A 20,786-nucleotide genomic window follows, 5' to 3' on the forward strand; every position below is an offset into this window, starting at 1 on the left:
ATGCGCCGCTTGCTTGCCACTGTTGTGCTGTCATTGACCATGTTGGGTGCCGCGGCCGCGCCGCCTGCCTTTGTCGCCGCCGACGTGCCCGAAGCCCGGCTGGCGGGCGAGGGCGAATACACGTGGTTCGGCATGCGTATTTATCGGGCACAACTGTGGGTGGGACCGCAGGGCTACCAGGGCGCGGCGTCGGCAACGGCGCCGTTTGTGCTGGAATTGCGCTATGCGCGCTCGCTCGACGGCAAGAAGATCGCCGAAGCCAGTTATGAACAGATGCAGAAAATCGGCGCCGGCACGCCGGAGCAGCGCCTGGCCTGGCTGTCCACCATGCAGCGCATCTTTCCTGACGTCAAAGAGGAGCAGCGTATCGCGGGCGTCTACCGGGCCGGCATCGCGCCCGGCGTGCGCTTTTATCTCGATGGCAAGGTGCTGGCCGACGTGAGCGATGGCGATTTCGCGCGCGCGTTTTTTGCCATCTGGCTCTCGCCGTCGACCACGGCGCCCAAGCTGCGCGCGGCCTTGCTGCAGAATGCGGCGGCGCTGCCATGAACGCCGGGGCCAGCGCGTTGAGCTTGCCGGCCCTGTTCAGCTACGGCCTGTTCGGCTTGCCGCTTGCCATGCTGGCGCTGCCCATCTATATCTATGTGGCGCCGTTTTATGCGCAGCGCAGCAACCTTGACCTGGCGCAGATCGGCGCCGTGCTGCTCGCGGCGCGCATCGCCGCCGCCTTCATCGATCCGGCCCTGGGCGCCTGGATGGCGCGTGGCGGGCGCAGTTATGCCATGCTTGTCGGCGCCGCGTTGCCCTTGCTGCTGCTGGGCTTTGGCGCGCTGTTCCATCCGCCCTCGATGCCGCAAGCGGCGACGCTGGCCTGGTTCCTGGCCGCCTTGCTGCTCGTCTACACGGCCTATGGCCTGGCCGGCATCGCGCACCAGAGCTGGGGCGCGGCGCTCACCCAGGCGTCCACGCAGCGGGCGCGGGTGGCGGCCGTGCGCGAAGGCTGCGGCTTGCTGGGCGTGATCCTGGCGGCCGGGCTGACTTCCGTGCTCGGCTATGACGGCTTGTCGCTGGCCTTTGCCGTCTGCTTGCTGGCGGCGGGGGCGCTGCTGCTGGCGCACGCCCCGCGTCCGGCCTTGCGCAGCGCCGGGGAAACGTTACCCGGCAATGGCTGGAAGCTGCCGTTTCGCCAGCGCGCGTTTCGCTGGCTGTTTGCCGTCCTGCTCGTCAATGGCGTGGCGGCCGCCATCCCCGCCACCCTGTTCCTGTTCTTTGCCGGCGACTATTTGCGCCTGGGGCATTACGCGGGACCGTTCCTGATCGTCTACTTTTGCGCGGCGGCCGCCTCGATGCCCGTGTGGGTGGCCCTGGCGCGCCGGTTTGGCGAAGCGCGCGCCTGGGGCGGCGCCATGCTGCTGGCCGCGACCGTGTTTGTCTGGACATATGGCCTGGGCGCGGGCGCCACCTGGGGCTTTGCCGCGATTTGCCTGCTCTCGGGCCTGGCGCTGGGCGCCGACCTGGCCTTGCCGCCGGCCCTGCTGGCAGGGCTGATCGGCGCGGCCGGCCATGCCGGGCGGCACGAAGCGGCATATTTCGGCTGGTGGAACTGGGGCGTGCAAATGAGCCTGGCGCTGGCGGCCGGCATCGCCTTGCCCCTGCTGGCCTGGCTCGGCTATGTGCCTGGCAACAGCAGCGGCGGTTTGCCGGCCCTGGCTGCCGCCTACGCCTTGCTGCCCTGCGCCTTGAAACTGCTGGCGGCGCTGCTGCTGTGGCGCGCGCCGCTACAACATATATATAGTGAACCCGGGGAGTACCGACCATGTACCTGATGAAATGCTGCCGGCGCGGCATGACGGCCGCCGCCTTGCTGCTGGCGCTGGCCGCCTGTTCCACGCCGCCCACGCCCGCCACTTACGCGCATGAAACACCCAAGCTGGACCTGCAACAGTACTTCAACGGCACGCTCGACGCCCACGGCATCTTCCAGGACCGCTCCGGCAAGGTCGTGAAACGCTTCACCGTCGTGATGCGGGCCAGCTGGGCGGGCGAGACGGGTACCCTGGACGAGGATTTCACGTATTCGGACGGCAGCCGCCAACGGCGCATATGGACCTTGCGCAAGACGGCGCCCGGGCGCTTCATCGGCACGGCGCCCGACGTGATCGGCGAGGCCGTCGGCGAAGTGGCCGGCAATGCCTTGCGCTGGCAATACGTGCTGGCGCTGCCCGTCGATGGCACGGTCTACCACGTCGACTTCGAGGATTGGATGTTCCTGATGGATGACAAGGTCATGCTGAACCGCGCCGCCATGAGCAAGTTCGGTTTCAGCCTGGGCGCCGTCACTTTATCGTTCAGCAAACGTCCGCAGGCGGCCCCATGAATCGCAAGATCACCAGCTGGGCCGGCAAGCACGTGTGGATCATCGGCGCTTCCAGCGGCATCGGCGCCGCCTGCGCCACCCTGCTGCTGGAGCAGGGCGCCAGCGTGGCCTTGTCGGCGCGTCACCGCGCCAGCCTCGAGCAGTTGTGCGAGGGGCAGCCGCTGGCGCAGGCATTGCCGCTCGATGTCACCCAGCACGCGCAGCTGCGGGCCGTCTGCGTGGAGTTGCAGCGGCAGTGGACGCATATCGACCTGATACTGGTGGTCGCTGGTGGTTATCAGGCCATGCGCGCCGATAGCTTCGACCTTGAGGCGGCGCAGGGCTTGCTGGCCCTGAATGTGGGCGGCGTCTTCAATTGCCTGGAGCAGGCCTTGCCGTGGCTGTTGCGCCAGGGCAGCGGCGGCATCGGCATCGTCGCCTCGGTGGCCGGCTATGGCGGCTTGCCCAAGGCGCTCGCATATGGCGCCAGCAAGGCTGCGCTGATCAATCTGACGGAGTCGCTGTATCTGGACCTGCATCCACGCGGGATTGATGTATATCAAATCAACCCCGGTTTTGTCGCCACGCCTTTGACGGCGGACAACGATTTCACCATGCCGGCCCTGATGACGGCGCAGGACGCGGCCGCCGCCATGCTCGATGGCATCGAGCGGGGGCAGTTTCACATCCACTTTCCCAAACGCTTTACCAATACCCTGCGCCTGGCGCGGCTGTTGCCGTACCGCGCCTATTTCTGGCTGATCCGCAAGATGACGGGCGTATGAGCACAAGCATGCTGGACACGGAAGGCGTGGAACAGGCGCTGGCGCGTCTGGTGGCATTTTACGAGCACCTGAGCCTGGAACGCCTGGCCCAGCTGGGGGCCGTGTACGCGCCGGACGCCCATTTCAAGGACCCGTTCAACGAGGTGAAGGGGCATGCCGCCATTCTGGCCATCTTCGAGCACATGTTCGTGCAGGTTGATGCGCCCCGGTTTGTCGTGCTGGAAAGCCTGGGGCAGGGGCAACAAGCCTTTCTGACCTGGGAGTTTCGCTTCCGCATGAAACGACTGGTATCTGGCGAACAATGCATACGCGGCGCCACACATGTGCGCTTCGATGCGCAGGGACGGGTGCTCGTGCACCGCGATTATTGGGATGCGGCGGAAGAGTTGTATGAAAAACTGCCGTTGCTGGGCTCTTTCATGCGCCTGCTCCGGCGCGCAAGCCAGCGTTAAAGCTTGTTTCTCTATGCTTTTAAGAAAAAAATGCAAAAAAGAGAAAGTAAAGATGTGAAATGGGGCCGCTGAAAACTTGATTTCGGTCAAAGTGTCGTTTTTTAGACACAAAAATATCAAAATATTGAGAAGGCAACATTGTAAGAAATTGTTTCAAGTGATGCGCAATTTGCAAGCAAGAGTCGTACTCATCCGTTCCAATCGGATGGTGGAAGCGTGGTCTGAAAAACATGGAAAACATTTCTATGTGAGCAATTTAAATTACCGGAAAGTCAGTAATTGTGTTGATACTCTGCCTATTTTTTTGACGCGTGCGCCGACGTCGAAAATAGCGCCTACGCCCCTGAATAATGCGGCAACGCACCAAAAATGGGCGCATGCATTCCCGTTTTTGGGCATTCGGCAGCAAACATTGCCGATGCCGTGTATGCTTCGTCCCGTTTATCCATTATCGCCTGACAAATTGTGCGCTTTGTCGCGTAAATCTTGGAGGGCAAATGAGGGGTAAAGCATGTTGACGTTTTAATCACTCGCCTGATACTGTTGCACTAATACAACGGGTGTGGACTAGGCATGCGCTATGATGGAATGGTCAATCAGGCCAATGCATTGGTTGGCAAGGGGCACTGGCTCTGTCGCGTAGTACGGTTGGCGATGGTCGGGATGCCTGAAAAAGCCCCCGGCCTGGTACCGGAAGTAACATGTTGGAACTTGATGGAATGTGAAACGGTCGTTATAGTGCCGCTTCCGGTGCCGTTTGAGCACCGAACCGGCGCACGAATAACGGTCGTTATGCAGCCTTCAAGCTTATCGGTGCAATAGCGTGCCGATACCGATATGAATGTTCCTCTGACCGGAACAGCAATGTGGCAGGTGGAGACCTTGCCCTCACTCATAAAAAGCGCTCTGCTAGAGCGCAGCTCGAGATGCATAGGCTGTATTACTTTTTGCTTCAAAAATTAAAGGAAATCGCAATGAAAAAAACTCTGATCACCCTGGCAGTTCTGGCAGCAGCCACTGGCGTAGCCCAAGCTCAATCGAGCGTTGTTATCTACGGTACCGTTGACGCTGGTTTCGTCAGCGAGCGCGGCGGTGTTAACGGCAACGTTAACAAACTGGACAGCGGCATTGCTTCGGCTTCCCGTATCGGCTTCAAAGGCACCGAAGATCTGGGCAGCGGCCTGTCGGCACTGTTCGTTCTGGAATCGGGCTTCGGCGTTGACAACGGTCAACAAGACGTTGCAGGCAGCTTGTTCAACCGTCAAGCTTACGTTGGTCTGAGCAGCAAAACGACCGGTACCCTGACCCTGGGTCGTCAATACACCCCTTGGTACAACACCCTGTCGAAAGTTGCTGATCCATTCGCAGCTGGCTACGCTGGTTCCGCTAAGAACCTGTTCCCATCGAACACCCGCACCAGCAACACCGTGCTGTACACCTCGCCAAACTTCAACGGCTTTGACGCTGACGTGGCTTACACCTTCGGCGAGCAAGCTGAGTCGAACAAAATCGGCCGCAAAATCGGCGCGTCGGCTGGCTACTCGAACGGTCCTTTGAACGCTCGTATCGCTTACAACAACACCAGCAACGACACCGCAACGACCGAAACCGGTAGCGGCCGTAACTGGTTGGCTGCAGCTAACTACGACTTCGCAGTTGCTAAAGCTTACATCGCATACGGCGCAAACAAAGGCCAAAACAGCGCCATCCGCAACAACGGCAATGTTAACGCGTTTAACTACACTTCGGCTGGCTACAGCACCGACAGCAACAACATCCTGGTCGGCGCAACCGTACCTGTTGGCCCAGCTGGCACCGTAATGGCTTCGTTCATCCGCACGAACGACAAAACCGCTGCTAACGCTGATGCTGATCAATGGGCACTGGGCTACTCGTACGCTCTGTCGAAGCGCACCAGCACCTACGCTTCGTACGCTAAAATCAAGAACAAAAACAACGCTGGCTACACCGTTGGTAACAACAGCAATGTTGGTACGGGCGACAAAGCCTTCAACGTTGGCGTTCGTCACTCGTTCTAATATTCGCGCAAGCGAAGCTTAGTACCGCTGCCAGCATCCCTTCGGGGATGCTGATAAGCAAGGAAACGCGCTGTCTGGCTTCGGCCTGGCGGCGCGTTTTTGCATTGGCGGCGCCAGTTATAATGGCGCCGTTACCCAAGTAAAGGAATGCCATGTATTCATTCACCTCGCCGCGCCTGGCCGCCATGCTGGCCGCGCTGCTGCTCGCCGGCGCCACGGGCGCCGCTGTTGCCGCCGTCAAGGGCAAGAAGCCGGCCGGACTGGAGCGCTATGGCGTGGCCGTCTATTCGGACCTGTGCCTGCAAAAGGATAGCGGCGAAATCGGCGGCCAGCGCGTCACCCTGCACCGCTTTGCCGAGGCCGATTCCGTCATCTATGAATTCACGGCAGGCGCCCTGAGCTGGCCTATCGTGGCCAACGACGTCAACCTGGACGCCGCCACGGGCGCCTTCGACTTCACCATCGCCGGCGCCGACAGCGAGGAACGCACCATCGTCGGCAAGTTTTCCAAAGACGGGCAGACCCTGACCCTGGAAGGTGATTATTGCGGCGGCAACGTGCGCATGCCGATGAAGCTGAGCCGCGTGCGCGATTTCGGCCGTCCCCTGAAAAATTGCACGCCATGCCCGTCGGTGCCGGAAGCGCCGGCCGAGGCGGCGCCGGCCCAGGAAAGCGCGCCAGCGCCTGCCGCCTGAGTTATTGTGACTTGCGCATGAAAAAGGCCCGGTATCGACCGGGCCTTTGTTATTTCTCGCCTTGCAAGGGGCTTATTTGGCCGCCTGCGCCTTTTCCGCATTCGCGCGGATGGTGGCCAGTGTCGCGTTTGGCGTGATCAGGTTGCCGTCGTAGCGCAGTTCGATCAGGGCCGGCAAGTTGTGCGCCCTGGCATGCGCCAGCGCCCGCTGCAGGGCAGGGGCGAACTCTTCCGTCGTATTCACCGCTTCGCCATGCGCGCCATACGCCTGCGCCAGCGCCGCAAAATCGGGGTTGTGCAGGGTCGTGCCCGACACGCGGCCAGGGTAGTCGCGTTCCTGGTGCATGCGGATGGTGCCGAACATCTGGTTGTTGAAGACGATGATGACCACGCCCGCCTGGTATTGGACGGCCGTGGCCAGTTCCTGGCCATTCATCATGTATTCGCCGTCGCCGGCGAAGGTGATGACGGTGCGCTCCGGGTGCACGATCTTCGCCGCCACGCCCGACGGCACGCCGTAGCCCATGGCGCCGTTCGTCGGCGCCAGCTGGGTGCGCATGCCGCCGTAGCGATAAAAACGGTGCGCCCACGAGGCGTAGTTGCCGGCGCCGTTCGTCACGATGGTGTCGGCCGGCACCTGCGCCATGATTTCCTGCGTCACCTGCCACAGGTCCAGCGGCGCCTGGCCATCGCGGAAGATGGGCGGCTGCTCCTGGTAGGCGGCCAGCTCGGCCTTCGCTTCCGCCGGCGTATGTTTCCAGGCGGAAGCATCGACGGGGGCCATGGCGGCCAGCATGGCGCACACTTGCGGCATGCCGCTGTTGATCATCAGCTCGGCCTGGTAGACGCTGCCCAGCTCCTCGGCGTCCGTATGGATGTGCACCAGGCGCTGGCGCGGCACGGGCGAGTCGAACAGGGTGTAGCCGCCCGTCGTCATTTCGCCCAGGCGCGGGCCGATGGCGATGACCAGGTCGGCATTTTTTACGCGCGCGGCCAGTTTCGGGTTGATGCCGATGCCGACGTCGCCGATGTAGTTCGGGTGTGCATTGTCGAGCAAGTCCTGGAAGCGGAAGGCGCAGGCGACGGGCAGGTGGTTGCTTTCCGCGAACTGCTGCAGGTCGGCGCACGCTTGCGGCGTCCAGGTGGTGCCGCCGAGCAAGACCAGCGGCTGCTTCGCCGCCGCCAGCATGGCGCGCAGCTGCTGCAGCTGGGCGTCGGACGGCGCCGCCTGCACGCTCCGGTAGGCGCGCGTGTCGGCGACAGTCGCCATGGAAATGAGCATGTCTTCCGGCAGGGCCAGCACGACGGGGCCGGGACGCCCGCTGGTGGCGACCTGGAAGGCGCGCGCCAGGTATTCGGGGATGCGCTCGGCGCGGTCGATCTGCGCCACCCACTTGGCCATCTGGCCGTACATGCGGCGGTAGTCGATTTCCTGGAACGCTTCGCGGTCGACGAAATCGTTGCCCACCTGGCCGATGAACAGGATCATCGGGGTGGAGTCCTGGTAAGCCGTGTGCACGCCGATCGAGGCGTTGGTGGCGCCCGGACCGCGCGTGACGAAACAGATGCCCGGCTTGCCCGTCAGCTTGCCGTAGGCTTCGGCCATGAAGGCGGCGCCGCCTTCCTGGCGGTTGATGATGAAGCGGATGCCCGAGTCGTGCAGGGCGTCGAGCACGTCGAGGTAGCTTTCGCCAGGCACGCCAAAAGCGGTGTCGACACCGTGGATCTGCAGGGCATCGACCAGGATCTGGCCGCCGGTACGGGGTTGTTGCGTCATGTTCGGCTCTTTATATTCTAGTTGGGTGGCAAAGAAATGGGGCAAGCGGTGTGCATGCGCCTGCATGCAGGCGGCTTGCCCCATTCATTCTATGTGAGCCGATTTGGCCCGGCTTTTGAAATGGCGACACCGAATTACACAATCCCCCGGGCCGGAGCCCGACGCGGGGCCCGGCGAGCGGTGTCGTTCCCGCACAGGCCTTTTTGCAGAAACATGCTGCGGCGCGGTACAATGGCGGGTGAAGCAGGCCAGACAGTCGCTGGCCGGCGCAGCAATGCGCTGGCGGGAGGAAGGTCCGGACTCCATAGAGCGGGGTGACGGTTAACGGCCGTCCGTCGAAAGCCGCAAGGTATAAGGCGAGGAATAGGGCCACAGAGACGAGCGTATTAAGTTACGGTGAAACGCGGTAACCTCCACCTGGTGCAATTTCAAATAGGCACGCGATGATGCTGCTCGCGGAGCGTGCGGGTAGAAAGCTTGAGCGCCCGAGTAATCTGGCGCCTAGAGGAATGACTGTCATAGCGCCGACCTGCAAGGGAAGGCGCCGTAACAAAATCCGGCCTATCGGCCTGCTTCACTTGAATTCCTGCTCCCTGGCTTGCCGGGGAGTATCTTGGTCACCGCAGTTTGCATGCTGCGCACCAAGCAAAAGCCCCGCAACGGGGCTTTTTTTGTTTCTAAAAATAGTGCAGCGAAGATAAAGTTGTATAGACAACTAAAGATGGACAATTGGTTAAAGTTTCTTGGTTCTAATTAATTGCTGCAGTGCAAAAATATTTTTCCTGCGTCAGGCCAGGCCCGGAAAACAGGGCAGGTATGCGCCATGGGCAAGGGTTTTATGCTTTAAACCAAGTCTTTCTCTGCCGCTGCTGGCCGTTGTGCCTGCATGACGAAAGTATTGTCATGTGTCAACTAACTGTAAAAAATTCAATTTTTTGATTTCGTTTTTTTCGATGTTTACGGTAGGAAAACACATGTGTGCAGATGAGGTAGCACATTCACTATCTTTCATAAGTATCTAATTTATCGATATATTTTTATTTGAGACTCCTTCAACGATCTGCGCTAAGTCCTTAATTTCATTAATAAAATTCCTGTTTTGCCAATCGGAAACCGCTTGACCACTATCTTTGCTTCCTCTAAAGTGGGCAACTGTGTGAAAAAGTGTGTTTTTGTGGGAAATTTTCCCTTTCCATCGCGATGCGCAAGCGTTGCAAGCCAAGCTCAAAAAAAGGTATTCCGTGTTTCAAGGCGCGTCCGCAATCAATCTCGATGCCAAAGGCAGGATGTCTATCCCTGCCAAGCACCGTGACGCGCTGGCGATTCAATGCGAAGGCCGTCTGACGCTGACCAAACACCCCGATGGCTGCCTGCTGTTTTTCCCCCGTCCCGTGTGGGAAAGCCACCGCCAGCAAATCGCCGCCTGGCCCATGTCGGCGCGCGCCTGGCAGCGCATCTTCCTCGGCAACGCCGTCGACGTCGAGCTGGACTCGGCGGGCCGCGTGCTGATCTCGCCTGAATTGCGCAATGCCGTCGGGCTGGCGCGCGAAGTGATGATGATCGGTATGGGCAGTCACTTTGAAATATGGGATGCCGCCAAATTGGCCGACAAAGAACAGCAGGCGATCGATGCCGGCACCCCCGATGTACTTTCCAATTTTTCTTTCTAAGGCTCCGTAATGACACAACTCACGGTGCCGGAATTTCAGCATCGCACGGTGCTGCTCGATGAAGCGGTCGATGCGCTCGACCTGTCGGGCGACCGCGCGCACGGCATTTACGTCGATGGCACGTTTGGCCGCGGCGGCCATAGCCGCCTGATCCTGTCGCGCCTGGCCGATGACGCGCGCCTGATCGGCTTCGACAAGGATTTGCAAGCCATCGCCACGGCCGAACAGATTGCCGACCCCCGTTTTCAGATCGTCCATGACAGCTTTGCCACCATGACGGCCAGCCTGGCCGAACGCGGCGTGCAGCAGGTGGACGGCATTTTGCTCGACCTGGGCATCTCGTCGCCGCAGGTCGACGACGCGGCGCGCGGTTTCAGCTTCCGCAACGACGGACCGCTGGACATGCGCATGGATACCACGCGCGGCGTCTCCGCGGCCGAGTGGCTGGCGGTGGAAACCGAGCAGAATTTAGAGAAAGTGATACGCGATTATGGGGAAGAACGGTTTGCTTTTCAGATTGCAAAGGCGATTGTTGCTGGCCGGGCAGTCCAGCCAATTTCAAGCACACGACAGCTTGCCGGCATCGTGGCAGGCGCCGTCAAGACCCGCGAGAAGGGTAAGGACCCCGCTACCCGCACCTTTCAGGCAATCCGCATTTTCATTAACAAAGAGCTCGAGGATCTCGAGATCGGTCTGAACCAGGCATATGCCTGCCTGGCGCCCGGCGCGCGCATGGCCGTGATCAGTTTTCATTCGCTCGAAGACCGCATGGTCAAGCGCTTCTTCGCCTCGAAGGCGAACGTGGAGCAGCCTGACCGCCGTCTGCCGATCCGCGCGGTCGACTTGCCGCAGCCGGAAATGAAGCTGATTTCGAAAATGAAGCCGTCCGACGCCGAGATCGAGGGCAATCCCCGTTCGCGTTCGGCCGTCATGCGCGTGGCGCAGCGTTTGCCCATTCCAGTTAGTGGCGGCGCCCGATGACTGGCAAGCTGTGTGTCGTGCTGTCGGCCCTGCTGGTGTGCTGCGGTCTGTCGCTGGTGAACGCGCAGTACCAGTCGCGCCACCTGCTGATCGACCTGGAACGCGCGCAAGCGCTGTCGCGCCAGCTCGACATCGACTGGGCGCAACTGCAGCTGGACCAGTCCACTTTGGGCAAGCATGAACGCATTGAATCGATCGCACGGCGCGACCTGAGCATGACGCCGTTGACGGCGGCGCGTACGCAATACCTGACGGAGGGCGAATAATGAAGTTGGGCGGTAATAGTAACGGCCGGGTGGCGGCATCGAAAGGCGTGCCATTCTCGAAGAACCCCGTACTGGCGGTGCGTCTGCCCGTCTGGCGTTCGCGCGTCGTGCTGTTCCTGCTGTTCTTCGCTTTCGCCGGCCTGGGCGCGCGCGCCCTGTGGCTGCAGGGCGTGTCGACGCAGTTCCTGCAAAAGCAGGGCAAGGCGCGCTATGAGCGCACGCTGGAACTGCCGGCCACGCGCGGCAAGATCACCGACCGCAACGGCCAGGTGCTGGCGTCGTCCGTCCCCGTGAAAGCCATCTGGGCCATTCCCGACGACGTGCTGCAGGCGTCGCCCGAAAAAATCAATGCGCTGGCCGGTCTGCTGGAAATGAACGTCAACGAATTGCGCAAGAAGCTCGATTCGGACCGCAGCTTCGTTTACCTGAAACGCCAGGTCGAGATGGACGTGGCCGACAAGATTTCCAAGCTCGGCATCGACGGCATCGACGAGCGCAAGGAATACAAGCGCTTCTATCCACAGGGCGAAGTGATGACCCACGTGGTGGGCTTTACCAACGTGGAAGACGTGGGCCAGGAAAGCATGGAACTGGCGCAGCAGAAAACCCTCGTCGGCACCACCGGCAGCCGCCGCGTGATCAAGGACCGTCTGGGCCACATCGTCGAAGACATCGGCTTCATCCACGAACCGCATGACGGCAAGGACCTGACCCTGTCCGTCGACAGCAAGATCCAGTACATCGCCTTCACGCAGCTGAAGGAAGCGGTGGAGAAATTCAACGCCAAGGCCGGCGGCGCCGTGGTGCTCGACGTGCACACGGGCGAAGTGCTGGCCCTGGCCAATTACCCGAGCTACGACCCGAACGACCGCCGCAAGCTCACGGGCCAGCAGCTGCGCAACCGCGTCATGACCGATACTTTTGAGCCCGGTTCGACCCTGAAACCGATCACCGTGTCGCTGGCGCTCGACACGGGCCGGGTCAAGCCGACCACCCTGATCGACACGGGCCCGGGCCGCTACACGATCGCCGACCGCACGATTACCGACACCAAGCCGCACGGCGTGATCAACGTCTCCGAAATTATCGAGATGTCGTCGAACATCGGCACCTCGAAGATCGCGCTGGGCATGCCGTCGCAGGAAATGTGGGAAATGTTTACCAAGGTCGGCTTCGGCCAGCAGCCGAAATGGGGCTTCCCCGGCGCCGTGGCCGGCCGCGTGCGTCCGTATAAATCGTGGCGCCCGGTGGAACAGGCGACCATGAGCTACGGTAACGGCATTTCCGTGTCGCTGATCCAGCTGGCGCGTTCTTATATGATGTTCGCCCGCGACGGCGACACGATTCCCCTGTCGTTCCAGAAGGTCAATGAACTGCCCGTGGGCCAGCAAGTGATCAAGCCGAAGACGGCCGCCGACATGCGCGCCATGCTGGAACTGGTGGTCTCCGGCGCGCACGGCTCGGCCAAGCGTGCCCAGGTCGCCGGCTACCGCGTGGGCGGCAAGACGGGTACCGCCTATAAGGTGGAAAACGGCCGCTATGCGATGCCGCGCAAATACATCGGCTCTTTCGTGGGCATGGTGCCGATGTCGGCGCCGCGCTTCATCATCGCCGTGATGATCGATGAACCGACCGGCCCCGCCCACTATGGCGGCCAGGTCGCCGCTCCCGCTTTCGCGGCGATTGCGACCAACGCGCTGCGCGCGATGAACGTGCCGCCCGATTCCTCCGTTACCGAAATCGTGGTCCCGGCCAATGCCGGCCCGGAGGCCATGTGAAGTCACTCATGACCATACAAGACATCAGTTTGTGGATCAAAACGGCTGCCCCGTCCGGGCAGCTGACGTCCGATTCGCGCCGCGTGCAGCGCGGCGACGTGTTTTTCGCCTATGCGGGCGCCACCGATTTCATCGCCGCCGCCATCGCGCAGGGCGCCGCCGCCATCGTGCATGACGCCGTGGAATGGAACGCCGCATGGAGCGTGCCGCACCTGCTGGTCAGCGACCTGAAACGCCTGGTCGGCCCCGTGGCGCATGCTTTCTACGACATGCCCGACAGCGCCATGTTCAGCGCCGGCGTAACGGGCACGAATGGCAAGACCTCGTGCGCCTTGTGGCTGGCGCAAGCCCTGGCGCGCCTGGGCGAGCCATCGTCCGTCATCGGGACGTTGGGCGTGGGCCTGTGCAAGCCGCGCGGCGCCATCGAATTTGACGTCACCGGCTACACGACGCCCGACGCCGTGCTGCTGGCGCGCAAGCTGGCCGCCATGCGCGACGCTGGCGCCAAGGCCGTCGCCATCGAAGTGTCGTCGATCGGCCTGGACCAGGACCGCGCGGCCGGCATGCATTTTGACGTCGCCATGTTTACCAATCTGACGCGCGACCACCTCGACTACCATGGCGACATGGCGGCCTACGAGGCGGCCAAGGTCAAGCTGTTCGACTGGCCCGGCCTGAAAACGGCCGTCATCAACCTGGACGACCCCATGGGTTTGCGCCTGGCGGCGCACGTGGATGGCAAGCTGGCCGGCGAATATCCCGTCATCGGCTACACCCTGCAGGATGCGGCCGCCTTGCCCGACCTGCCGGGCATGCTGATGCTGCGCGCCAGCCAGTTCCGCAGCCGCAATGCCGGCACTGACTTCCACCTCGAATGCGCGCTGGGCGTGGCGCTGGTCAAGACGCAGCTGGTGGGCCACTTCAATATCAGCAACGCGCTGGCCGTGCTGGGCGCCTTGCTGGCGCACGGCACCGGCCTGCGCGCCGCCATCGACGGCATCGAATCCTTGCAGCCGGCCCCGGGCCGCATGCAGCAGGTGGGCGGCCAGGAAGCGCCGATGGTCGTCATCGATTACGCGCATACGCCGGACGCGCTGGAAAAAACCCTGGCCGCCTTGCGCCAGGTGGCGCAGGAGCGGGGCGGCCAGCTGTGGTGCGTGTTCGGCTGCGGCGGCGACCGCGATCCGGGCAAGCGTCCGCAGATGGGCGCCATCGCGCAGCTGGCCGATCACGTGCTCGTCACCAGCGACAATCCGCGCAGCGAAGACCCGCACGCCATCATCGCGCAGATCGTCGCCGGCATGCACGCAGACGGCCCGCAGCCGCAAGCCATCGAAGACCGCGCCGCCGCCATCCTGTCGGCCATCAAGCACGCCGCCAAGCCGGACGTGATCCTGTTGGCGGGCAAGGGCCATGAACCGTACCAGGAAATCAAGGGCAAGAAACTGCCGTTCTCCGATGCCGACCATGCGCAGCTGGCCCTGTCCGCGCGCCTGACCATGATGAGGACGAACTGATGCGCGGCACCCTGACAGAACTGATGCCGTCGCTGGACGGCGCGCAGCTGAAGGGCGACGCCGTTTTTGACGGTGTCTCCACCGACAGCCGCAGCGCCCAGGCCGGTTCGCTCTTCGTCGCCCTGCGCGGCGAGAGTTTCGACGCCCACGACTTCCTCGAGCAGGTGGCCGCGCGCGGCGTCGCCGCCGTGGTGGTCGAGCGCCTGCCCGCAGGCTGGGACAGCGGCAAGGTAGCGGCCATCGTGGTGCCCGATACCCTGGCCGCGCTGGGCCGCATCGCCAACCACTGGCGCGGCCGTTTCAATGTGCCCGTCATCGGCGTCACCGGCAGCAATGGCAAGACCACCGTCAAGGAGATGATTGCATCGATCCTGGCGGCGGCCTTTGGCGAAGAAGCGCGCCTGGCCACGCGCGGCAACCTGAATAACGAGATCGGCGTGCCATTGACCCTGTTCCGTCTGAGCGAGCAGCACAAGGCGGCCGTCATCGAGATGGGCATGAACCATCCGGGAGAAATCGCGCGTCTGGCCGCGATTGCCGCGCCGACCCTGGCGATGGTCAACAATGCGCAGCGCGAGCATCAGGAATTCATGCATACGGTCGAAGCGGTGGCGCGCGAAAACGGCGCCGCGCTGGCGGCATTGGCCGGCGACGGCGTGGCCGTCTTCCCGCATGGCGACGAATTCACGCCCTTGTGGCGCGAGCTGGCCGGCGCGCGCGCCGCCATCACCTTCGGCCTGTCGAAAGAGGCGGACGTGAGCTGCACGCACCGCACGGCCGAGGATTTTGGCAGTGACCTGTTCGTCAGCGTGCGCGCGCAGGACGGCGCCTTGCGCCAGTTCTTCGTGGGCTTGCAGGCGGCGGGCGAACACAATGTGCGTAATGCGCTGGCCGCGGCGGCATGCGCCTTGGGCGCCGGCATCGCCATCGAACATATCAAGCAGGGCCTGGAGGCGTTCGCGCCCGTGAACGGCCGCCTGCAGAAAAAACGTGCCGCCAACGGCGCCACCATCATTGACGACACGTATAACGCCAATCCGGATTCGGCGCGCGCGGCCATCGATGTACTGGCGCAGGCCGCGGCACCACGCATCCTGGTGCTGGGCGAGATGGGCGAAGTCGGCATGCAGGGGCAGCAGTTCCACGAAGAGATCGGCGCCTACGCCGCCGCCAAAGGCATCGAACACGTGCTGGCGACGGGCGGCCTGGCGCGCCATCTGGTGAGTGCGGCGCAGGCAGCCGCCAGCCAGGAATCGGGCACGGTCGTGGAGTATTTCGAACAGTTCGACGGTTTGCTGGCGGCGCTCGATGCGCATTTGTCCGGCCGTTCGGATGCAACAGTATTAATCAAGGGCTCCCGCTTCATGAAGATGGAACGGGCCGTGCAGCATTTGATTGGTTCAAACAACAATAACAAGGAAGCTCACTAATCATGCTGCTCTGGCTCGCTCATTATTTCCAGGACGACATTGGCCCATTGCGGGTCTTTAACTTCATCACTTTCCGCGCCGTCTTCGCCACCTTGACGGCGATTTTGATCGGCCTGTGCGCCGGCCCCGCCGTGATCCGCATGCTCACGCGCATGAAGGTCGGCCAGGCCGTGCGTACGGACGGCCCGCAAACGCATCTGAAAAAACACGGCACGCCTACCATGGGCGGTGTGCTGATCCTCATCGCCATCGGCATTTCCACCTTGCTGTGGGCCGACCTGTCGAACCGCTTCATCTGGCCGGTCCTGATCGTCACCCTGGGCTTTGGCGCCGTCGGCTGGGCCGACGATTACCGCAAGGTGGTGCACCAGGACCCGGAAGGCATGCGCTCGCGCGAAAAATACTTCTGGCAGTCGCTGATCGGCATCGTCGCCGCGTTTTACCTGGCGTTTTCCGTCTCCGTGTCGGAACCTGACGCGGGCCACGTGTGGAACCTGATCTACGCCTGGGTACAGTCGGGCTTCGCCATGGACCTGCCGCCGAAGGCCGATTTGATCGTCCCGTTCTTCAAGACCATCAGCTATCCGCTGGGCGTGTGGGGCTTCATCGCGCTGACCTATTGCGTCATCGTCGGCACCAGCAACGCCGTCAACTTCACGGACGGTCTCGATGGCCTGGCCATCATGCCGACCGTGATGGTGGGCACGGCCCTGGGCCTGTTCGCCTACCTGACGGGCAACGCCACGTATGCGCGCTACCTGTTCATCCCGCACATTCCGGGCGCCGGCGAACTGGTGATCTTCTGCGGCGCGCTGGCAGGTTCCGGCCTGGCCTTCCTTTGGTATAACACGCACCCCGCGAAAGTGTTCATGGGCGATGTGGGCGCGCTGGCACTGGGCGGCGCACTGGGCACCGTCGCCGTCATCGTGCGCCAGGAAATCGTGCTGTTCATCATGGGCGGCATCTTCGTCGTCGAAACGCTGTCCGTGATCATCCAGGTCGTCTGGTTCAAGTACACCAAGAAGCGCTTTGGCGCGGGCCGCCGCGTCTTCCTGATGGCGCCATTGCATCACCATTTTGAACAAAAAGGCTGGAAGGAGACGCAGGTTGTCGTGCGTTTCTGGATCATCACCATGATGCTGGTGCTGCTCGGCCTGACCACCTTGAAGCTGCGCTGATGATGTACGACGCTAAAACCGCACTGGTACTGGGCCTCGGCGAATCGGGGCTGGCCATGGCCCTGTGGCTGGCCCGCAGCGGTGCCTGCGTGCGCGTGGCCGATACGCGCGAAGCGCCAGAGCGCCTGGCCGCGTTGCAGGCTGCCGTGCCGCAGGCGCAGTTCATCGCCGGCGCCTTCTCGGCCGAGCTGCTCGATGGCGTCGACTTCGTTGCCGTCAGCCCCGGCCTGGCGCCGGGCCGCGAACTGGCTGGAATCGCCCCGGCCGCGCAGGAAAAAAATATCCCCGTGTGGGGCGAGATCGAACTGTTCGCGCAGGCCCTGGCGGCGCTCAAGGCGGAACGCGGCTATGCGCCGAAAGTCATCGCCATCACGGGCACGAATGGCAAGACGACCGTCACCAGTCTGGTAGGCCTGCTGTGCGAGCGCGCCGGATTGGTCACGCGCGTGGCCGGCAATATCAGCCCCGCCGCGCTGGACGTGCTGCGCGAAGTGCTCGATGCCGAGCCCGCGCCGCAGCCGGTGGAGACGGACGCTGAAGCGGCGGAACCCGTCGCCGGCACCTTGCCGCAGGCGTGGATACTCGAGTTGTCCAGCTTCCAGCTGCACACCACGTTCAGCCTGCAGGCCGATGCGGCCACGGTCCTGAATCTGTCGCAGGATCACCTGGACTGGCATGGCGACATGGCCGCGTATGCCAAGGACAAGGCGCGCATCTTCGGCGAGCAGACCGTGCGCATCCTGAACCGCGACGATGCCTTGGTCATGCACATGGCCGATCCGCTGGCCGAGACGGTCACCTTCGGCACGGGCGAGCCGGCGGAAGTGGACAGCTTTGGCCTGGTCAATGAACGCGGCATCTTCTGGCTGGCGCAAGCCGTGCCCAGCGAAGAAGTGATCGAGAAAAAACGCAGGAAGAACGATCCGGCGCCGGAACCGGTGCCGACGATGGCCAAGAAACTGATGCCGGCCGACGCGCTGAAAATCCGCGGCCAGCATAACGCCTCGAATGCGCTGGCGGCGCTGGCCCTGTGCCGCGCCATCGGCTTGCCGTTCGCGCCGCTGCTGCATGGCTTGCGCGAGTACCAGGGCGAACCGCACCGCGTGGAGCTGATCACGGCCGTGGGCGAGGTCGAATATTACGACGACAGCAAGGGCACCAACGTGGGCGCGACAGTGGCCGCGTTGTCCGGCCTGGGCAAGGCGTTTGGCGGCGCGGAACAGCGCCTGGTGCTGATCGCCGGCGGCGACGGCAAGGGGCAGGATTTCTCGCCGCTGGCCGAACCGGTCTCGCGCTACGTGCGCGCCGTGGTGCTGATCGGCCGTGATGCGCCAGCCTTGCGCGCGGCGCTCGAGCCGGCCGGCGTGGACATCATCGATTGCGCCACCTTGCCGGAAGCCGTCAAGCGCGCCAGCAGCCTGGCGCTGGCCGGCGACGCCGTGCTGCTGTCGCCCGCATGCGCCAGCCTGGACATGTTCAAGAACTATGCGCACCGCGCGCAGGTGTTTGTCGACGCCGTGCGCGACATCGCCCTGGAAAACGGACAGGATATCTGATGGCCTTCCAACTGCCTTTCCGCTTTGGTTCCGGCTCGGCTGCCAAGCCGCTGGATAGCCGCGCGCGGCAGTCGAAAATGATGGATTACGACAAGCCGCTGGTGTGGGTTGTCCTGCTGCTCATGTTGCTGGGCATGGTGATGGTGTATTCGGCGTCGATCTCGCTGTCGGACGCGCGCAAGTTCGCCGCCTACACGAACAATTATTTCGTCGTGCGCCAGGCGCTGTTCATCGGCGTGTCGGTGATCGCGGGCGCGCTGGTGTTCCGCATTCCCATCGCGACCTGGCAAAAAATCGCGCCGTGGCTGTTCATCGGCACCCTGGTGCTGCTGGTGATGGTCCTGATACCGGGCCTGGGCGTGTCGGTCAACGGCGGTCGCCGCTGGCTGAATCTGCCGGGCCTGCGGCCGCAGCCGTCCGAGCTGATGAAGGTGGTGATGGTGCTGTACGCGGCCGACTACACGGTGCGCAAGCAGGAATACATGCACAAGCTGACCAAGGGCTTCATGCCGATGGCGCTGGCCGTCAGCTTCGTCGGTTTGCTGCTGCTGATGGAACCCGATCTGGGCGCCTTCGGCGTGATCGTCTGCATCGCCATGGGCATCCTGTTCCTGGGCGGCGTCAACGCCATCTGGTTCGGCGGCATCGGCGCCATGCTGACGGCGATCTTCGTCACCATCATCGCCCTGTCGAAATTCCGCCGCGAGCGGTTTTTTGCGTATCTCGATCCGTGGCAGGAAGACAATGCGCTGAACAAGGCGTATCAGCTGACGCACTCCTTGATCGCCTTCGGGCGCGGCGAGCTGTTTGGCGTGGGCCTGGGCGGCAGCGTGGAAAAACTGCATTACCTGCCCGAAGCGCATACGGACTTTTTGCTGGCCGTGATCGGCGAGGAACTGGGCCTGGTTGGCGTGCTGGTCGTGATCGGCATGTTCTACTGGATTATCAAGCGCGCCTTCGACATCGGCCGCCAGGCGATCGCCATCGACCAGACCTTTGCCGGCCTGACGGCGAAAGGCATCGCCATCTGGATCGGCGTGCAGACCTTCATCAACATGGGCGTGAACCTGGGCCTGCTGCCGACCAAGGGCCTGACCTTGCCCTTGATGAGTTATGGCGGCACGGGCGTACTGATTAACTGTATCGGCCTGGCGATTTTGCTGCGCATCGATTACGAAAACCGGATCCTGATGCGCGGAGGCCGGCTATGAACAACGTGACGAATTTGAAAACGACGAAAAGACTGATGATCATGGCGGCCGGCACCGGCGGCCATATCTTCCCGGGCCTGGCGATTGCGCAGACGATGCGCGCGCGCGGCTGGGAAGTGAGCTGGCTGGGCACGACCCATGGCATGGAGCAGGAACTGGTGCCGAAAAGCGGCATTCCCATGGATGCCATCGAATTTTCCGGCATGCGCGGCAAGGGCCTGGCGCACACGGTCAAAGGCGGCTTCAGGATGCTGGCCAGCTTCTTTGCCATCCGCCGTTTCATCGCCAGCCGCAAGCCGGACGTGGTGATGGGCATGGGCGGCTACGTCACCGTGCCGGGCGGCCTGATGGCGCGCCTGAAGGGGGTGCCGCTGGTGCTGGTCAATGCCGACGCGGCGCTGCTGCTGTCGAACAAGACGCTGGTACCGCTGGCGCAGCAGGTGTGCTTCGGGTTCCCCGCCGATTTCGGCAGCGCCGCCGGCAAGGCCGTCGTCACGGGCAATCCCGTGCGTGCCGAGATCCTCGCCATGGCACCGCCAGCCTCGCGTTTCGCGGGACGCAGCGGACAGCTGCGCATCCTGGTGGTGGGCGGCAGTCTGGGCGCGAAAGCGCTGAACGACAATCTGCCCGCCGCGCTGGCCCTGATGCCGGAGGGCGAACGCCCGCTGGTGACGCACCAGTCGGGCAAGAAGAATATCGACGCCCTGCATGCCGCGTATGCGCAGGCGGGCGTGCAAGCGAACGTGGTCGACTTCATCGACGACATGGCCAGGGCGTATACCGAGGCCGACCTGGTGATTTGCCGCGCGGGCGCCATCACCTTGTCGGAATTGACGGCGGCCGGCGTGGCCAGCGTGCTCGTGCCGCTGGTGGCGTCGACCACCAGCCACCAGCGCGACAACGCGCAATGGATGGCGAAGCAAGGCGCGGCGATTCATCTGCCGCAGACGGAAATGAGTGCGGTGTCGCTGAGCACTCTGCTGGCGTCCTTGACGCGCGAGACCTGCCAGCAGATGGCGCAGGCGGCACTGGCAGCAGGCAAGCGCGACGCCAATGAGGCGATCGCACACGTATTGGAAAAATTGGCATGAGGTTA

At 62.9% G+C, this 20,786-nt stretch carries 18 protein-coding genes and 1 other RNA gene; 18 read left to right on the forward strand and 1 reads right to left on the reverse strand.

Annotated elements, in window-relative coordinates; all coding sequences use genetic code 11:
- The 7 genes from D9M09_RS02430 (at position 1) to D9M09_RS02460 (ending at position 6,327) form a co-directional block, all read left to right on the forward strand.
- On the forward strand, positions 1–549 hold the full coding sequence (locus D9M09_RS02430) for a chalcone isomerase family protein (RefSeq protein ID WP_121668495.1): 549 nt from the start codon (positions 1–3) through the stop codon (positions 547–549).
- Positions 546–1,826, forward strand: a complete 1,281-nt coding sequence (locus D9M09_RS02435) for an MFS transporter (RefSeq protein ID WP_121668496.1) — start codon at positions 546–548, stop codon at positions 1,824–1,826. The genes D9M09_RS02430 and D9M09_RS02435 overlap by 4 nt, the downstream gene beginning before the upstream one ends.
- The gene (locus tag D9M09_RS02440) at positions 1,817–2,377 is read left to right on the forward strand and encodes a DUF3833 domain-containing protein (RefSeq protein WP_121668497.1); all 561 of its coding nucleotides are present in this window, start codon (positions 1,817–1,819) and stop codon (positions 2,375–2,377) included. The genes D9M09_RS02435 and D9M09_RS02440 overlap by 10 nt, the downstream gene beginning before the upstream one ends.
- Positions 2,374–3,141, forward strand: coding sequence for an SDR family NAD(P)-dependent oxidoreductase (locus tag D9M09_RS02445; RefSeq protein ID WP_121668498.1), 768 nt, complete (start codon positions 2,374–2,376; stop codon positions 3,139–3,141). The genes D9M09_RS02440 and D9M09_RS02445 overlap by 4 nt, the downstream gene beginning before the upstream one ends.
- Positions 3,138–3,593: a nuclear transport factor 2 family protein gene (locus D9M09_RS02450; RefSeq protein ID WP_121668499.1), complete on the forward strand. Its 456-nt coding sequence runs from the start codon at positions 3,138–3,140 to the stop codon at positions 3,591–3,593. The genes D9M09_RS02445 and D9M09_RS02450 overlap by 4 nt, the downstream gene beginning before the upstream one ends.
- A 974-nt stretch (positions 3,594–4,567) precedes the next feature.
- A complete protein-coding gene (locus tag D9M09_RS02455) occupies positions 4,568–5,632 on the forward strand; it encodes a porin (RefSeq protein WP_070222502.1) in 1,065 nt (354 codons plus the stop codon).
- A gap of 152 nt (positions 5,633–5,784) precedes the next feature.
- Complete coding sequence (locus tag D9M09_RS02460; protein WP_121668500.1) at positions 5,785–6,327, forward strand: hypothetical protein; 543 nt, start codon at positions 5,785–5,787, stop codon at positions 6,325–6,327.
- Between the two features lie 72 nt (positions 6,328–6,399).
- On the opposite strand, the gene D9M09_RS02465 is transcribed toward D9M09_RS02460, so the two are convergent.
- Positions 6,400–8,103 (reverse strand): thiamine pyrophosphate-binding protein, encoded by a 1,704-nt coding sequence (locus tag D9M09_RS02465; RefSeq protein ID WP_121670940.1) that lies wholly within the window; start codon positions 8,101–8,103, stop codon positions 6,400–6,402.
- Positions 8,104–8,343: 240 nt separating this feature from the next.
- On the opposite strand from D9M09_RS02465, the gene rnpB reads away from it, so the two are divergent.
- The 11 genes from rnpB (at position 8,344) to murG (ending at position 20,781) form a co-directional block, all read left to right on the forward strand.
- Positions 8,344–8,683: RNase P RNA component class A (gene rnpB, locus D9M09_RS02470), an RNA gene on the forward strand.
- Positions 8,684–9,344: 661 nt separating this feature from the next.
- Positions 9,345–9,773: a division/cell wall cluster transcriptional repressor MraZ gene (mraZ, locus tag D9M09_RS02475; RefSeq protein WP_034748899.1), complete on the forward strand. Its 429-nt coding sequence runs from the start codon at positions 9,345–9,347 to the stop codon at positions 9,771–9,773.
- 9 nt (positions 9,774–9,782) lie between these two features.
- The gene (gene rsmH, locus D9M09_RS02480; RefSeq protein ID WP_070222499.1) at positions 9,783–10,754 is read left to right on the forward strand and encodes a 16S rRNA (cytosine(1402)-N(4))-methyltransferase RsmH; all 972 of its coding nucleotides are present in this window, start codon (positions 9,783–9,785) and stop codon (positions 10,752–10,754) included.
- Positions 10,751–11,020: a cell division protein FtsL gene (gene ftsL, locus D9M09_RS02485; RefSeq protein WP_034748894.1), complete on the forward strand. Its 270-nt coding sequence runs from the start codon at positions 10,751–10,753 to the stop codon at positions 11,018–11,020. Before rsmH ends, ftsL begins: the two co-directional genes overlap by 4 nt.
- Entirely contained in the window at positions 11,020–12,798 is a 1,779-nt protein-coding gene (locus D9M09_RS02490) for a peptidoglycan D,D-transpeptidase FtsI family protein (RefSeq protein ID WP_070222497.1), read from the forward strand. The genes ftsL and D9M09_RS02490 overlap by 1 nt, the downstream gene beginning before the upstream one ends.
- Positions 12,799–12,806: 8 nt before the next feature.
- Positions 12,807–14,315, forward strand: coding sequence for a UDP-N-acetylmuramoyl-L-alanyl-D-glutamate--2,6-diaminopimelate ligase (locus D9M09_RS02495; protein ID WP_121668501.1), 1,509 nt, complete (start codon positions 12,807–12,809; stop codon positions 14,313–14,315).
- Positions 14,315–15,745: a UDP-N-acetylmuramoyl-tripeptide--D-alanyl-D-alanine ligase gene (locus tag D9M09_RS02500; RefSeq protein WP_121668502.1), complete on the forward strand. Its 1,431-nt coding sequence runs from the start codon at positions 14,315–14,317 to the stop codon at positions 15,743–15,745. Before D9M09_RS02495 ends, D9M09_RS02500 begins: the two co-directional genes overlap by 1 nt.
- 2 nt (positions 15,746–15,747) lie before the next feature.
- Positions 15,748–16,923, forward strand: coding sequence for a phospho-N-acetylmuramoyl-pentapeptide-transferase (gene mraY / locus D9M09_RS02505; protein ID WP_070222491.1), 1,176 nt, complete (start codon positions 15,748–15,750; stop codon positions 16,921–16,923).
- Positions 16,923–18,479, forward strand: coding sequence for a UDP-N-acetylmuramoyl-L-alanine--D-glutamate ligase (gene murD, locus D9M09_RS02510; RefSeq protein WP_070222489.1), 1,557 nt, complete (start codon positions 16,923–16,925; stop codon positions 18,477–18,479). The genes mraY and murD overlap by 1 nt, the downstream gene beginning before the upstream one ends.
- On the forward strand, positions 18,479–19,690 hold the full coding sequence (ftsW, locus tag D9M09_RS02515) for a putative lipid II flippase FtsW (RefSeq protein WP_070222487.1): 1,212 nt from the start codon (positions 18,479–18,481) through the stop codon (positions 19,688–19,690). Before murD ends, ftsW begins: the two co-directional genes overlap by 1 nt.
- Positions 19,687–20,781, forward strand: coding sequence for an undecaprenyldiphospho-muramoylpentapeptide beta-N-acetylglucosaminyltransferase (gene murG / locus D9M09_RS02520; RefSeq protein ID WP_071650230.1), 1,095 nt, complete (start codon positions 19,687–19,689; stop codon positions 20,779–20,781). Before ftsW ends, murG begins: the two co-directional genes overlap by 4 nt.
- Positions 20,782–20,786 lie beyond the last annotated feature (5 nt).

Origin of the sequence: Janthinobacterium agaricidamnosum (assembly GCF_003667705.1) — a bacterium.
Lineage (GTDB): Bacteria > Pseudomonadota > Gammaproteobacteria > Burkholderiales > Burkholderiaceae_D > Janthinobacterium.

Coding starts and splice junctions, on each gene's coding strand:
- rsmH (WP_070222499.1), top strand. CDS start 9,783: ATGACACAACTCACGGTGCCGGAATTTCAGCATCGCACGGTGCTGCTC.
- D9M09_RS02500 (WP_121668502.1), top strand. CDS start 14,315: ATGCGCGGCACCCTGACAGAACTGATGCCGTCGCTGGACGGCGCGCAG.
- D9M09_RS02490 (WP_070222497.1), top strand. CDS start 11,020: ATGAAGTTGGGCGGTAATAGTAACGGCCGGGTGGCGGCATCGAAAGGC.
- ftsL (WP_034748894.1), top strand. CDS start 10,751: ATGACTGGCAAGCTGTGTGTCGTGCTGTCGGCCCTGCTGGTGTGCTGC.
- D9M09_RS02455 (WP_070222502.1), top strand. CDS start 4,568: ATGAAAAAAACTCTGATCACCCTGGCAGTTCTGGCAGCAGCCACTGGC.
- D9M09_RS02435 (WP_121668496.1), top strand. CDS start 546: ATGAACGCCGGGGCCAGCGCGTTGAGCTTGCCGGCCCTGTTCAGCTAC.
- D9M09_RS02445 (WP_121668498.1), top strand. CDS start 2,374: ATGAATCGCAAGATCACCAGCTGGGCCGGCAAGCACGTGTGGATCATC.
- D9M09_RS02440 (WP_121668497.1), top strand. CDS start 1,817: ATGTACCTGATGAAATGCTGCCGGCGCGGCATGACGGCCGCCGCCTTG.
- D9M09_RS02450 (WP_121668499.1), top strand. CDS start 3,138: ATGAGCACAAGCATGCTGGACACGGAAGGCGTGGAACAGGCGCTGGCG.
- D9M09_RS02465 (WP_121670940.1), bottom strand. CDS start 8,103: ATGACGCAACAACCCCGTACCGGCGGCCAGATCCTGGTCGATGCCCTG.
- ftsW (WP_070222487.1), top strand. CDS start 18,479: ATGGCCTTCCAACTGCCTTTCCGCTTTGGTTCCGGCTCGGCTGCCAAG.
- murD (WP_070222489.1), top strand. CDS start 16,923: ATGATGTACGACGCTAAAACCGCACTGGTACTGGGCCTCGGCGAATCG.
- mraY (WP_070222491.1), top strand. CDS start 15,748: ATGCTGCTCTGGCTCGCTCATTATTTCCAGGACGACATTGGCCCATTG.
- D9M09_RS02430 (WP_121668495.1), top strand. CDS start 1: ATGCGCCGCTTGCTTGCCACTGTTGTGCTGTCATTGACCATGTTGGGT.
- murG (WP_071650230.1), top strand. CDS start 19,687: ATGAACAACGTGACGAATTTGAAAACGACGAAAAGACTGATGATCATG.
- D9M09_RS02460 (WP_121668500.1), top strand. CDS start 5,785: ATGTATTCATTCACCTCGCCGCGCCTGGCCGCCATGCTGGCCGCGCTG.
- D9M09_RS02495 (WP_121668501.1), top strand. CDS start 12,807: ATGACCATACAAGACATCAGTTTGTGGATCAAAACGGCTGCCCCGTCC.